The organism is Polyangium sp. 15x6 (assembly GCF_029960785.1).
In the GTDB taxonomy this organism is placed as follows: domain Bacteria; phylum Myxococcota_A; class Polyangia; order Polyangiales; family Polyangiaceae; genus Polyangium.
In genome coordinates, this window is sequence record NZ_JASBQE010000021.1 from 80,295 (window position 1) to 93,141 (window position 12,847).

The following is a 12,847-nucleotide window of genomic DNA, read 5'->3' on the forward strand; positions in this document are numbered from 1 at the left end:
CCCTCGGTCGTTGTAGTCTGGGTTACTTTGCTGGGGGCCGAAGGCGTGAAGCATGCGCGTTCGGCGAATGAAATAGGGAGGATGCATGCAACGACGACGGATGGCGGGCGTGGCGCTCGGCGTGGGGCTTCTTCTCGGTCTCGGGGCTTGTAGCAAGAACGATGAAACCCGTACCGAGACCTCGACGGGGCCTGCGGCCTCGGGTCCTGCGATGTGGTCGAACGCGCTCGGCGCCGACGGCAGGCAGGCAGGATGGTTCATCGGCGCGTCCAAGACGGGTGAGCTCGTCCTGGTCGGGACGATGGAAGGCTCCGTGAGATTCGGCGACGCCGGGACGCTGCAAGCGAGGACGAAGAGCGACCTCTTCGTGGCGTGGCTCGGGCAGGACGGGAAGATCAAGCGCGCGCGGCGATTCGGCGAGTCGGGCCGCCACGTGCCCGTGGGAATGGCTGTCGATCCGCAAGGCGGCGTGGTGATCTCGGGCCTCGCCGACGGGAACATCGATTTCGGCGGCGGGCCGCTCGCGGACCTCGGCGGCGGCGACGCCTTCGTGGCCTCGCTCGGTCCGAACGGCGAGCTGCGTTTCGCGCTGCGCGTCGGCGACGCGATGATGCAGAACGGCGGCGAGGTGGTGCTCGCTGCCGACGGGAGCGTCTACTGGTCCGGTTCGTTCGACGGGAAGATCGATATCGGCGGACAAACCCTGACGAGCGCCGGAAACTCGGACGTGTTCGTCGCGCGGATCGAGCCGACGGGCAAGGTGAGCTGGGCGAAATCGCTCGGCGGGGCGGGGACCGAATCGGATGGCTCGCTCGTGGTCGACGCGAAGGGCCAGATCCTCGTGTCCGGTTATTACGAGGGCGCGCCGAACCTGGGCGCGGGCGCGCTGCCGGACACCGGACAGGCGGACGGCGAAATGATCGTCGCCCTCGATTCCACAGGCAAGGTGCTGTGGTCGAAGGGCGCGCCGAACAAGACCGGGTTCTTCGGGTTCGGTATGCATGCCGGCGAGAACGGGACGTTCCTCGTCGGCAGCGTGGCGGGGTCGATCGATTTCCTCGGCAAGACGCTCACCGGGCAGGGCGGCTCGGGCGAGGGGCTCGGGGTCGTGCTGATCGACAGCACGGGCAAGGTGCTGCGCGCGGACGTCTTCCCGGTCGAGCGGCTCGGGCAGGTCTACGCGGCGCCGGTGAAGGGCGGCGGTCTCGTCCTGGGTGGCCATTTCCAGGGCTCGATCGATCTCGGCGGGCAGAAGCTCACGAGCGCCGGTGAAGAGGACCTGTTCGTGGCCTGGATGAACCCGCAAGGGCGCATCGAGCGTCGCGAGCGGCTCGGCGGCAAGGAACACGAGCGTCTCGGCGACCTCGCCGTGACGCCGGACGGGCACGTGGCGCTGACCGGCATGTTCGAGGGGACGATGAACCTCGGCGCCGGTGATCTGATGAGCGGCAAGGGGCCGGACGCGTTCGTCGCGATCCTGCGGTAATGCAATAAGGACCAACGGAGCGCGTCGGGCTCGCTTTGGGCAGGGCGGGCCCGGCGCGCTCGCTTTTCTTCGCTTCGTTATCGCGTGGGCTTGAGGTGGAACGCGCCGCAGCCCGGGAACGTGATCTTGCCGGCGAAGAGCGAGCCGTCGGTGGCGATTTCGCCTTCCATGCTGACCATGACGTAATCCTCGGGCTGCACGATCCAGCGGCTCGGATCGAAGCGCACGCGGCGGGTCTCGGGCTCGTAGGTGCCCGAGATGAGGTAGGAGCCGGCCGCGCCCGAGGGGACGTGCTGGAAGTCGAAGACCGCGCGCACGACGCGGCCGCGGACATCGACGATGCGGAGCGCGAGGCCGGTGTTCCCCTGGACGCAGTCGTAGTCGCCGACCCAGGTGCGCGAGCGCTGGAAGGGGTTTTCCGCGGGGAACTCGCGCGGGATCCAGTCGCTCTCGTCCTGGGTGACGATCTCGGGCGCCGCGGTGCCCTCGGGCTGGTTGACGATGATGTAGATGGCCGTGGGCTCGGGCGCGGGTGCGACGACCTCCACCGGATCAGGAGGCAGCGGCGCCGGGGCGCGGACATAGTGCGGGCCGCCCCCACACCCGAGAGCGGACAAGGCCCCGACGAGGAGCGCCCCCCAGGCAGAGACGGCCCCCAACCACTCCGCGACCCTTCCCTCGGACGAGCTCAAGAACATCGTCTCCTCCCCGGCTCGCGTGCCTTCGTGACCCGCGGCGGCCGGCCGCATGGGGGGAGAATAGCGCGTTTTCCCAGAAAGCACGTGCATTTCGCGCGCTCCGCGAGAGGCACGTCACCCTGGACATGATCCCGCGCATCGCCCCGGAGGTCCTGACGGCATTTCCCGAGCCCCCCTCGGTCAACAGCGAAGGTGCAGGACCTCGCAGTACGGAGTAGAGATCACATGTCATGGATCTCCTACTATTCCGACACGGCGAGGCCGTGGAGAACGCTCCCGGGCTCGGTGACGCAGGCAGGTGGCTGACGGCGAAAGGCCGGCGCGTGACGCGAAAGGTCGCGCGCTGGCTCGATGAACGATCGTCGCGCAGGCCCACGGCGATCTGGACCTCGAGCCTGGTGCGCTCGGTGCAGTCGGCGGAGATCCTCGCGGCCGAGATCGGGCTGGCAGAGGAGATCCTCGTGCGGCCGGAGCTCGCGCCGAGCGGGGATCTCGCGGATCTGGTGCGTCTGATCGAGGCGCATCGCGGACGCGGGCCGCTCGCGCTCGTGGGCCACGAGCCGAGTTTGTCGATGCTCGCGCGGAACCTGCTCGGCGACGTGACCTGGCCCGGGATCAAGAAGAGCGGGGTCGCGGCGATCCGGTTCACGCCCGCCGAGGGCGGGGACGGCCGGCGCGCGGCGAGCTTCCGGTTCTTGCTCCAGCCGAAGGGGCTCGAGGTCGTGCGCTCGCTCGACGTGATCTCGCTGGAAGAAGCGGCGCCGCAGCAGCCGTCGGCCTGAGCGACGCCTTCACCCCCGGCCCCTCTCGCTCGCGGGAGAGGGGGGAACTCAGCGCAAGCTCTTCGCTGCCGCTTCGAGGACGTCGACGTCACGTACGCCGTCGGCCTCGGCGCGGTAGGAGAGGACGATGCGGTGGCGGAGCGCGGGCACGAGCATGGCGCGCACGTCGTCGACGTCGGCGGCAGCCTCGCCGCGCAGGGCGGCGCGCGCCTTGGCGGCGAGGACGAGGGCCTGGCTGCCACGCGGGCCGGCGCCGTAACGCACGTACTCCTTGACCTCGCGCGCGACCTTGCCCGTCGTGGGACGCGTGGCCCGGCAGAGCGAGACGGCCAGGGAGACGGCCTCGTCCGTGACCGGGATGCGCGGGACGAGCTTGCCGATCGCGCGCACGTCGGCGGCGTGGAGGACGGGCTCGATCTGCGGAGCCTTGCCGCTCGTGGTGCGGCGTGCGACCTCGCGCTCCTCTTCCTCGCTCGGGTAGTCGACGTGGATTTCGAGGAGGAAGCGGTCGAGCTGGGCCTCGGGCAGGGGGTACGTGCCCTCCTGCTCGATCGGATTGCGGGTCGCAAACACCTGGAAGGGATCCGGGAGCGGGTGCGTCGCGGCGCCGACCGTGACCTTGCGCTCCTGCATCGCTTCGAGGAGCGCGGCCTGGGTCTTCGGGGGCGTGCGGTTGATCTCGTCGGCCAGGATCAGGTTGTGGAAGATCGGGCCGGGCATGAAGCGCAGCGTGCGGCTTCCGTGCTGCTCGTGGAGGACGTCGGTGCCGGTGATGTCGGCCGGCAAGAGGTCGGGCGTGAACTGGACGCGGCCGAACGAGAGGTCGAGGGCGCGGGCCAGGGAGGCCACGAGCAGGGTCTTGGCGAGGCCCGGGACGCCGACGAGCAGGGCGTGGCCGCGCGCGGCCAGGGTCACGAGCATGGATTCGACGACCGCGTCCTGGCCGACCACGGCCTGGGCCACGGCGGTGCGGAGGCGCTTGGCGGCGGCCTCGGTCTTTTCGAGCAGCTCGGCGTCGGAGAGTTCGGCCTCTCCCGTGTCGGTCGTCGTGTCGGTGGACATGGGGGTTCGGGGGCCGAGCTCCGCTCGCGGAGCGGAGCCCCTGAGCGTCGTACGGCGCTGGCCTCGTACCGCGAGCGTCGTGCCCGAGCAAGGCTTCCGGAACTTCCCATGATCCGTCCGGGCCCAACTGTGTGACAATCATCGCGATGCCCCCCAAGCAGGAGCCTCGCGAAAAAGAGCCGCGGGAGGTCGCCGCGTTCGCCGTGCCGCCGCCGCCCCTCGTCCCCGCCGAGGCGGAAGAGGGCCGGGAGGCCAAGGACGTGGCCGAGGAGCCCTCGAAAGAGCGAGAGCGGCCGCCGGAGCGGCCGTCGAGCCCGGGAAAACGGAACGGAAACGGGAACGGCTCGACGAAAGGGCAGGTCGCCGAGCACGCCGCGACGGCGCCACTCGAGTCGCTCAGCCTGCGCGACGAGCCGATCCCGTCGGTGCCGCCGCCGCCCGCGGCAGGTCCGTGGCGCTCGTACAAGGAGATCCTGGCGAAGCTCTCGCAGCGCGTGCTGGAGGCGCAGCGGCCGATCCGGATCCTGCAGGCGCTGCGCTGGGAGTCGGCGGTGGAGGAGCAATTTCTCCGGGGCAAGCAGCGTGATCTGCCGAAGGTGACGTACGCCTCCGACCTCGGCTTCGACGCGGACGCGAAGACCGCCGAGCTCGAGGAGATCCTGCGCGACGCGGAGCGCGAGCTCGGGAAGAACGACAGGCTCGGGCACATCCTGCGGCAAACCGCGGCGGAGTACCGCGACGTCGTGCGTATGCTGAAGGCGCGCGGGAAGAAGGATTTTTACAAGCTGTCGCGGGTCCTCTACGGGTCGCCGAAGGACAAGCTGCCCGACGGTCAGACGAGCGTGCGTGACATGGGGATCGTGCTCTACGACGTGCTCACGGCGATCGGGGGCGAGAAGCTCGGGCCCCCGGAGCGGCGCGAGATCACGGCCGAGATGGCGGCGATGGAGCTGAACGCGCGCTTCGATCGGTTCTTCGGGAGCGCGGCGATCCGCGTGCAGGTGGACGACTCGATCCTCGCGGACGCGGCGGCCGGCAGCGACTACGTGAAGATCCGGAGCGGCGCGACGTTCTCGACGCGGGACATCGACATCCTCGAGGCGCACGAGGGCTGGGTGCACGTGGCGACGAACCTGAACGGGCAGGCGCAGCCCGTGGCGCGCTGGCTCGGCAAGGGTCCGCCGCGCACGACGGCGGTGCAGGAGGGGCTCGCGGCGCTGGTCGAGATCTTCACGTTCCGGTCCTCGCCGCGGCGCGCGAAGAAGCTGAACGATCGGATCCTCGCGGTGGACAAGGCCGAGGACGGCGCGAGCTTCCTCGACGTGTTCGAGTGGTACCGGACCGAGGGCTACGAGGAAGACGAGTGCTTCCAGAACGCGCGTCGCGTCTTCCGCGGCGGGCTGCTCGAAGGCGGCGGGCCGTTCACGAAGGACGCCTGTTACTGCAAGGGGATCGTGCTCAACTACGCGTTCATGCGGGCCGCGATCCAGCAGGACAAGGCCGCCCTGATCCCGTTCTTGTTCGTGGGGAAGGTGGCGCACGAGGACGTGCCGGTGCTCTATGCCCACGTCACCGACGGGATCGTGAAGCCTCCGCCGTACCTGCCGCCGCTCTTCGACGACATGAACGGGCTCGCGATCTGGATGTGTTACTCGTCCTTCTTCTCACGGCTCGGGGCCACGGCGATCGCCGAGCACTACAGCAAGGTGATGGCGCTGTAGCGCAAGTCGTACGGCATGAAGCCGCGGCCCTGTCAAGGAAAAAGGACAGGACATGAGATCGCGGATGATGACGTACGGGGTGAGCGTGGTGCTTCTTTGCGTCGCGCTCGTCGGGTGTGGAGAAGGCGGCGGGACGGGCGGCACGGCCGGCGCGGGCGCGTCGAGCACGGGCACGGGCACGGGCGGCGCCGGCGGCAGCGGGGGCGACGGCGGCGGCGGGACGGGCGGCGCCGGCGGCGACGGCGGCGGGACCGTGGACAAGGCGAAAGATTGCGCCGACACGTTCGGCGACGCGCTCACGAGCGCGTTCGGGCGCGTGGACGGAACGGTGCTCGCCATCGTGAAGCCGACCGATACGCAATGCGCGATGCCGAATGACGATCACGTGGTCGTGCAGGTCATGATGGACGGCAAGGCGTATCGGATGGTGGTGAACGTGGAATCGAGCTTCGGGGATCCGAACGTCGGATACCTCGAGACCACGCACGGGATGCCCGGCCCCGCGTGGCAGGAAGGCTGGCATACCGGAGTTTCCCTCGATTATGCGACCGACCTCGGGGTCCAGGCGGAGGAATTCACGGCGTACGACATGCCCACGCTGTCGGACATGATTGCCGACGTGATCCCGCTCGGCGAGAAGATCAGCGTATTTGCCCACAGCTCGGGCGGGGCGAGCGCGCACAAGGTGCACCGGAACAGCGCGGCCCAGGACGGGGTCATCGTGCTCGACCCGGAGAGCGCCGCGCCGAAGATGCTGCTCTTCCGGTTCTCGAATCAGGTATTCTGAGTCTTAGCGCCTACACCCCCTCCGGTGTAGGCCTCTCGGGTCCACCGGTACACGTACCCGTCGCGAGTCTTCTTCGCGGAGACGAGTCCCGATTTCACAATTTGGGTGAGCGCATCGCGGCACGTGTCCACGTGATACCCAGTAATTGTGTGCATCAGCGGCCCGGTCATGTGGCACACCCCGTCCCTCTGCGTGTGCCTTGCGAGCTGAAACGCCACGAGCTGCACCGTGCCCTTGAACCGGGCTTGAATCAGCCTCGCCACCGGCCCCCACGGTCGGAAGGGTCCCGGGGGGGACATATCCTGTCCGGCCTCCACGTCGCCCGCGCTGGGTGCGCTTGACGAACCGCTCGCCGGTGCGGTAGACTCTTCGTTACAGGTCGAATCCGACACAAAGACCTCCTAGACCCCCGGGGCCCTGACTTTGCGGGCCTGGCCTCGGGGGTTTAGCTTTTTGTCTGTCTGCCCACCGAGGCCTGGACGGGCTCAGCGGGGATGCTCGGAGGGTGCACGCCTCCCCTCCGGAAATCAAGTCCTGAGACCCGCGCGCTGCGCTGCGTTTCGAAAATCCTCCGGATCCCTAAGAAGAACGCGCGCGCGAGGACACGGAACTAGACCTGTTCCAACAACGGGCTGATGCCTGCACGTAGCAGGAATGGTTCCTGGACCTGACTACGCCTTGACATGCTGCAACGCGTATGTATGCGGCAACCAACGTGTTAGCGGCATTGCTGCTTGGCGGATTGACAAGCAAGTGGTGTCCTCGTGTGGTGATGACGGACACGCTGTGGGCTTGCGTAGGTCTACGCGGCGTGGTTGGGCGTTGACAAGTGGTGAGTCTTGTGTAGTCAAGCGGCGCGTCCGTGGGCAAACGCGCATACGGACCAACGTGTCCAGGTGGCATGAGGGTAAGGTGCGTGCTGACGATGACGCTCGTACCGCCGAGGCCTGGAGAGCTCGCAAGCACCAGGCAGGACCCACCGAATCCCGCGCTTACGTACATGAGCCGGCTCAGCAAAGAGTCGGCGGCCACCGTCCGCGGCCGGCTCAACCGCGTGGCGCACTTCTTCCGACCAGGGGCGACCGCCGCGACGTTCCCGTGGCACGAGCTGCGCTACGAGGACATCCAGCGGCTACGCGGGCATCTGGCCGACGCGGGCGCGCCGACGACGGCAAACACGACCCTTTCCTTTGTGCGCGAGACGCTCCGCACAGCGTGGCGCCTCGGCCTGCTCGACGCCGAGGAGCTCGAGCGCGTGCTCGACGTCGAGCGCGTCCGTGGCGAGAGCCTGCCGGCCGGGCGGGCGCTCGCACTCCACGAGGTGCGCGCGCTCATCAACGCGGCGGGCAAGGACGTTCGGCGCTGGCGTGCGCGGCGCGATGCGGCGCTCGTCGTGATCCTGTACTGCGCGGGCATCCGCCGGTTCGAGGCGGCGCAGCTCCAGGTCGAGGAGGTCGAAGACGACAACGGGCGCTTGTGGCTCATCGTGCGGGGCAAGGGCAACAAGAAGCGCCGCGTGCCGCTGCCTCGGGACGCCCGGGCGGTCGTCGATGCGTGGCTCAAGACCCTTGGACGAGCGACCGGGCCGCTCTTCCCCGCCGGGGCGCGGCGAGGAAGGCGACTCGCGGGGAAGTCGATGCGGAAGGAGAACGTGGGGAAGATCATCAAGCGGCTCGTCGAGCGCGCGGCCCTCGACCACGCGAGCCCGCACGACTTCCGGCGGACGTTCATCTCGAACCTGCTCGACGAGAGCGGGGACGTCGGGGCGATTCAGAAGCTCGCTGGCCATGCCGACGTGACGACGACGCTTCGGTACGACCGGCGAGGGGAGAGGGCGAAGGTGGCGGCGGTGGACAAACTTCCGTTGCCGTTCGGTGGGCCCTGAGGTTGCGCGGACCAGGCCCGTGGTGGTGCCCTCGGCCAGCGCACCCGCTCAAGTCTTGTCACTGGGTGGCGTTAGGTTGCCCATAAGGAGGTTGAGCAGTCGCGTGAGCGCGATGCTCACCGGAGTCGCGACCGCTGCACCAGCCACGACGACCACGGCGATGGCGAGCGCCGAGTCGAGGCCAATAAGCTTCGTCATGACGGTGATCGCCAGCATGAAGCCGAGCATGCCGCCGATGATGCCCGCCAGGTACCTCATCGCCGTTCGTACCGGCGCAACGTATCGCTCGCGTGCCAAAGCCACCTGAGCCTGCGCGATTTTGATCTGTGCCTCAGCAGCATGAGCCGTCATGTCAAACACCTGACGTTGGTTGATGTTGACGTCCGAGCGCGAGTATGTCGCCTTCACGAATGTGAGCCCGGGTATGGGCTGCTCTGCCTCCTCAAGGGGATCCGCTACGTCTAGGTGGTCGCGCTCCGACGTTTGTAGCCGTTTATCGGGCATTTGCAGCACCCTCGACGATGAGGTTCCACGCATATTGCGCGACGAAGCAGCACTGACCGCACGTCATCACCGCCAGAGGCATCACGCGCGAGGGGAACGGCTTTAGAGTACCGTTGCTGTCCTTCTCCAAGGCCGGACACATGTACAAGCCGTGGAAATGCCAATTTTGGGCGCGGCACATGGGACATGCAGGCAGCCGCGACCGCATGTGCTCGGCGAAGACTGAGTTTTCCTGAGAAGAGGCAGGCATGACGGTCGTTGCGCAGGCTAGCACGTCCGCTTGCGACATCACGACACCCGTCCTTCAGGCCCGATGCGCGGCAGGCCGCGCGAGGCCTGCCGCGCGCGCATGAGAGCGACGTGGGGCGCGATAGCTTGCTCGCGGCGAATCATCTTGACCAAGAGGACGCGCCGCGCCCTGGCCACGCCCCAGGCGAGTAGGAACCACACGGACGAGACGAGGCCTACGACGGCGAGCGCGACGTGCACGGCGAAGCGCGTGGGCGATGCCGACACGGGAAGGAACGCCTGCGCGAGGGCAAACCCGAGGCTGCCCGTGCAGAACGCCACGGCGTGCCGCTCCCGCGCCATGACGTCCTCCAGGGCGTCGAGTTCGTCGGCGCCGAGCTGCCCCGTCTCGTCCGTGTGGTGAGGGCTCACGGGTTCACCGGCGCGCGATCGTCGTCCAGCAGAGTGGCCACGACGCCAGCTTCCCTCGGCCGCGGCCAAACCGGAACGGGCATGTGCATCGAGCGAAGCGACTCGTTGAGCATGCCGTCGAGGCCGCGCGCCGTGGCCTCGTTGATGATGTCCGACGTGGCCTGCTTTTTCAGAGCCGCGCCGCTGCAAGTCGCACTCTCCTCGGCGAGCGCGAGCAGCAGCTTGACCTTGGCATCGGCGACGGGGTTCAACGCGATGGTGTGCTTCGACATGGGTCTCCTTCGGGGCCAACGGGCCCGGGGTTGGTGTCCTCGGCTGGCAGAGGCCAGAAAAGCGAAATGAAGTGGCAACAAGATCACGACGGCGGCCCCTTCGTCCGTTGCTGACCGCAAAGCGCGCGGATGGCGCGCACGGCGTCGTCAAAGTCTGCATCCGTCAGGCCCGACGCGTGGAACGCGCCGATGGTGACTGCAAGAAGGAGCATGCACGACGAGGTGCCGAACTTGTCGGCGTACCGCTGAAGAACCGGGCGAAGCTCTGCCACGAATTCTTCCACGTCGCGGAACGTACGCTCCCCCAGCACAGCGAGCAGTTCGGCAGTAATCGCCGTCATCGCCCACTCACCCCCGGCCGTTTGCCAGCGCCTGTACGCACGGCATCGAGCATCACGTCGAGCTCGACGCCGGCCATCGTCGCCGCGGCCGCAACGGCCTTCAGGAGGTCGACGGCGATAGCCGTGGGCTCCCGCTTGTACTTGACGAACAGCTTGCCGAGAAAAGCGACCGTCTCGATTGTTTCCCACGTGTCCACAGCTCACCTCCCAAGCTCTGCAAGTCGCGTGATGCCCGCCCTGAGCGCCTCATGCCGAGCGGACAGATCTGCCATCTCGCGGCGGAGCCGTTCGCACTCGGCAGAACGTTCCTCAAATGCCGCCTCCAGGTCCGCGACGCGCTGGCGCAGCTCGCGCACGGTTCGCACCGTGGGCTCGTGCGTGGGCGCGTCTCCGAGCTCGACGCCCAGAAGCGTGGCGACCGTTGCCGCTGCAGAAGGGTCGAGCGTCCGCTCTCCTGTAAGCCACCTATTGACCGTGGAACGGTTGACCCCAAGTCGGCGAGCCAGACGAGCCTGCGAGAACCCTCGCTCGCTCATCGCCTTGCGAATCGCCTCGACATTCACCCTTTTCTCCGCGACCACATCCAGGTGAGGAACCCCCCGGCGAGAGCGATACCGAGCGCGAGCCCGCCCCCGCCGCCCGACGACGAGCTCGGGACCGGCGCAGGCGCAGGGGCCGGCATTGGGCCGGGGGATGGGGTCGGCGCGATGTTCGCGCGGGCGCTGCTCGCCGAAATCGGCAAGCTCGTCGCCTGGAGGAACGGCCCGCCTCGAAGAGCCGGCCGGGCGAGCTTGTGCGCATGGTCGCCATGTTTGAGGCGATTCCCGTAGTCGAGCCAGAGGACGGAACCTCGGCTATGCGCGGCGACGGGCGCGGGCACACCCTCGACGTCACGCAGGGCCGGCGGCGCCTCGGGGCCGACATTCTCCAGGCCGAGGGCCGAGGCTAGGGGGCGGATAGACTCCGTCGCGCTCGGGTGCTCGGCCCGCGTGCTCCCAAATTTCCGGTAGCCCTCGTGCGTCGACGTCGTGAGCCAGGCTGGTAGGCCGCGCTCGAGCGCAAGCCGAAGCCAGGCCAGATAGCCTGGCTTCGGCGTACTCACGCCCCAAGCGCTGTAATACGCATCGAGCGCAAGGAGCCCGATTACCCGCGGGTCACGCGCCCACGCGGCCTGGCCGAGCAGGATTTCGATGGCACCGTGGGCCGCCGAGAAGCCCCCGATGACGATGCGGGGAGCGTCTGGCGCGAGTCTCGCCAAGGCGTTCGGCCCGAGTCCGACCGCCCACGCGCGGAACGCGTCGGAGTTCGTGCCATCGTTCGCTCCACGGTTGTACGTCCGGACGACCCATCCCGCGGGCATCGCAGGAGCGACGATGTCCGTGCTCACGGGCCCGAGCCAAAGAAAGACGTTATCGCTCACGATCAGCCGACCTTTTCGCGTTCGATGAGTTGTTGCAGAAGGCTCAGGCCTATCTCGCCGATGAGTCGGCGACGTCGGGCGGCGGGCAGGCCCGAGAGCACCTCGCGCAGCGCGTTTGTCACACGAGAATAATCGTCGTCGAACACCTCGACGGGCTTCGTCATGCGCGAGAGCGCGACGTGCAGTTCAAGGACAGGGTCGTTCGTGAGCCGCGTGGGCTCTCCTGCCTTCATTGTCTGCGCTCCCAACGGGTCCAGCACAAAGCGCCGCGTCCGTGTAGCCCACGGTGGGCCCAAGGCTCCGCGCACCGTACGCCAGCAGGACCGCGCCGGCCGCATCGCATACGAGCCGAGCGAAACACGACTCCTCGAATTCGACGCACGCACTCGTTACAGCACAGGGCTCGTGGTTCGCCAATGGTTGACTACATAATTCGTCTTGCGCCTACATCCGCACGCGGGCGCGCAATCGCAGTACGCTCGATGGTGGAGGTGCCTCATGGCCCAGCAGGTCTTTACGGAGCAAGAGAAGCAGCATGCCGCGCACGCCTATAACCTCATGATGCGACAGGTTGCGATGGGCCTGCCGCCCGCGCTCGCGGTGTCCGTTCTGGCCATGGCCGCGGGGTCGGTTGCGCATGACGCGGGCGTTCCGCGGGAAGACCTGCCGAACCTCATTCCCATCATGCAACAAGCGTTCGACGGGCAAGCGGCAGGAGCGAGCCACGCGAAGGCGGGCGGGAGATGAGCGCGGAGCAAGACGCACCGCTCCCCCCCCGCGTGGCGGAGATTCTGGAGGAGCGGGACGACTCGTCGAAGACGCCGCCCCCACCGCCGGAGCCGGCCGCGTCCGAGGCCGCGCCTCCGCTCAAGGCTGCGCCGCCGGATGAGACGAGGCAGGAGGCGGTGAGCAACGCAGACGAGCAGAGCTCGACGAGCGCCGCCGCTGCCGACCTGCTCGCCGTCCTTGGCGAGGCCGACCCGCTCCGGCAGCTCGTCGCCGAGGGCTACTCCCACGAGGAGCTGCTCGAGCACGAGGCGAACGACCCGAACCTTTGCCTGACGCCCGAGCAAGACGAGCTCCTCGCCCATCAAGCCCACCTCTTCGTCGCGGAGCCGTTCGCAGGGTTCGACGTCGACGAGCTCCTCGCCGAACACGACTACGCGCCCTTTGGCAATTAGCCGACAGCCGAGCCTGACACCGTGGCGCACTGACTACGCCGCGCGGGC

The 12,847-nt window shown here is 68.1% G+C and carries 17 protein-coding genes; 7 read left to right on the forward strand and 10 right to left on the reverse strand.

Features of this window, described 5'->3' with window-relative positions; translation table 11 throughout:
• Positions 1-85 precede the first annotated feature (85 nt).
• Entirely contained in the window at positions 86-1,486 is a 1,401-nt protein-coding gene (locus QHF83_RS17695; RefSeq protein ID WP_282419027.1) for a hypothetical protein, read from the forward strand.
• Between the two features lie 77 nt (positions 1,487-1,563).
• Here the strand turns inward: QHF83_RS17695 and QHF83_RS17700 are convergent, their stop codons facing one another.
• On the reverse strand, positions 1,564-2,184 hold the full coding sequence (locus tag QHF83_RS17700) for a hypothetical protein (protein WP_282419028.1): 621 nt from the start codon (positions 2,182-2,184) through the stop codon (positions 1,564-1,566).
• A gap of 230 nt (positions 2,185-2,414) precedes the next feature.
• On the opposite strand from QHF83_RS17700, the gene QHF83_RS17705 reads away from it, so the two are divergent.
• On the forward strand, positions 2,415-2,966 hold the full coding sequence (locus tag QHF83_RS17705; RefSeq protein WP_282419029.1) for a histidine phosphatase family protein: 552 nt from the start codon (positions 2,415-2,417) through the stop codon (positions 2,964-2,966).
• A 48-nt stretch (positions 2,967-3,014) separates the two neighbouring features.
• Here QHF83_RS17705 and QHF83_RS17710 read toward each other — a convergent pair whose 3' ends face one another.
• Complete coding sequence (locus QHF83_RS17710; protein WP_282419030.1) at positions 3,015-4,028, reverse strand: AAA family ATPase; 1,014 nt, start codon at positions 4,026-4,028, stop codon at positions 3,015-3,017.
• A 146-nt stretch (positions 4,029-4,174) separates the two neighbouring features.
• Here QHF83_RS17710 and QHF83_RS17715 point away from each other — a divergent pair, with 146 nt between their 5' ends.
• The 3 genes from QHF83_RS17715 (at position 4,175) to QHF83_RS17725 (ending at position 8,421) form a co-directional block, all read left to right on the forward strand.
• Positions 4,175-5,749, forward strand: coding sequence for a flavohemoglobin expression-modulating QEGLA motif protein (locus tag QHF83_RS17715; protein ID WP_282419031.1), 1,575 nt, complete (start codon positions 4,175-4,177; stop codon positions 5,747-5,749).
• A gap of 64 nt (positions 5,750-5,813) precedes the next feature.
• Positions 5,814-6,536 carry a hypothetical protein gene (locus QHF83_RS17720; protein WP_282419032.1) on the forward strand — a complete coding sequence of 241 codons (723 nt, stop codon included), beginning with the start codon at positions 5,814-5,816 and terminating at the stop codon, positions 6,534-6,536.
• Between the two features lie 1,000 nt (positions 6,537-7,536).
• Positions 7,537-8,421 (forward strand): site-specific integrase, encoded by an 885-nt coding sequence (locus QHF83_RS17725; protein ID WP_282419033.1) that lies wholly within the window; start codon positions 7,537-7,539, stop codon positions 8,419-8,421.
• Between the two features lie 48 nt (positions 8,422-8,469).
• On the opposite strand, the gene QHF83_RS17730 is transcribed toward QHF83_RS17725, so the two are convergent.
• From QHF83_RS17730 to QHF83_RS17765, 8 genes are all read right to left on the reverse strand, one after another.
• Positions 8,470-8,829 (reverse strand): hypothetical protein, encoded by a 360-nt coding sequence (locus QHF83_RS17730; RefSeq protein ID WP_282419034.1) that lies wholly within the window; start codon positions 8,827-8,829, stop codon positions 8,470-8,472.
• A 384-nt stretch (positions 8,830-9,213) separates the two neighbouring features.
• Positions 9,214-9,585 carry a hypothetical protein gene (locus tag QHF83_RS17735; RefSeq protein ID WP_282419035.1) on the reverse strand — a complete coding sequence of 124 codons (372 nt, stop codon included), beginning with the start codon at positions 9,583-9,585 and terminating at the stop codon, positions 9,214-9,216.
• A complete protein-coding gene (locus tag QHF83_RS17740; RefSeq protein WP_282419036.1) occupies positions 9,582-9,857 on the reverse strand; it encodes a hypothetical protein in 276 nt (91 codons plus the stop codon). The genes QHF83_RS17735 and QHF83_RS17740 overlap by 4 nt, the downstream gene beginning before the upstream one ends.
• An 83-nt stretch (positions 9,858-9,940) precedes the next feature.
• Positions 9,941-10,198, reverse strand: coding sequence for a hypothetical protein (locus QHF83_RS17745; RefSeq protein WP_282419037.1), 258 nt, complete (start codon positions 10,196-10,198; stop codon positions 9,941-9,943).
• A complete protein-coding gene (locus QHF83_RS17750) occupies positions 10,195-10,395 on the reverse strand; it encodes a hypothetical protein (protein ID WP_282419038.1) in 201 nt (66 codons plus the stop codon). The genes QHF83_RS17745 and QHF83_RS17750 overlap by 4 nt, the downstream gene beginning before the upstream one ends.
• Positions 10,396-10,398: 3 nt before the next feature.
• Positions 10,399-10,761 carry a helix-turn-helix transcriptional regulator gene (locus QHF83_RS17755; protein ID WP_282419039.1) on the reverse strand — a complete coding sequence of 121 codons (363 nt, stop codon included), beginning with the start codon at positions 10,759-10,761 and terminating at the stop codon, positions 10,399-10,401.
• A complete protein-coding gene (locus QHF83_RS17760) occupies positions 10,758-11,618 on the reverse strand; it encodes a hypothetical protein (protein WP_282419040.1) in 861 nt (286 codons plus the stop codon). Before QHF83_RS17760 ends, QHF83_RS17755 begins: the two co-directional genes overlap by 4 nt.
• Before the next feature lie 2 nt (positions 11,619-11,620).
• Positions 11,621-11,782 (reverse strand): hypothetical protein, encoded by a 162-nt coding sequence (locus QHF83_RS17765; RefSeq protein ID WP_282419041.1) that lies wholly within the window; start codon positions 11,780-11,782, stop codon positions 11,621-11,623.
• A gap of 334 nt (positions 11,783-12,116) precedes the next feature.
• On the opposite strand from QHF83_RS17765, the gene QHF83_RS17770 reads away from it, so the two are divergent.
• Positions 12,117-12,365 (forward strand): hypothetical protein, encoded by a 249-nt coding sequence (locus tag QHF83_RS17770; protein WP_282419042.1) that lies wholly within the window; start codon positions 12,117-12,119, stop codon positions 12,363-12,365.
• Positions 12,366-12,397: 32 nt separating this feature from the next.
• On the forward strand, positions 12,398-12,799 hold the full coding sequence (locus QHF83_RS17775; RefSeq protein WP_282419043.1) for a hypothetical protein: 402 nt from the start codon (positions 12,398-12,400) through the stop codon (positions 12,797-12,799).
• Positions 12,800-12,847: the final 48 nt, after the last annotated feature.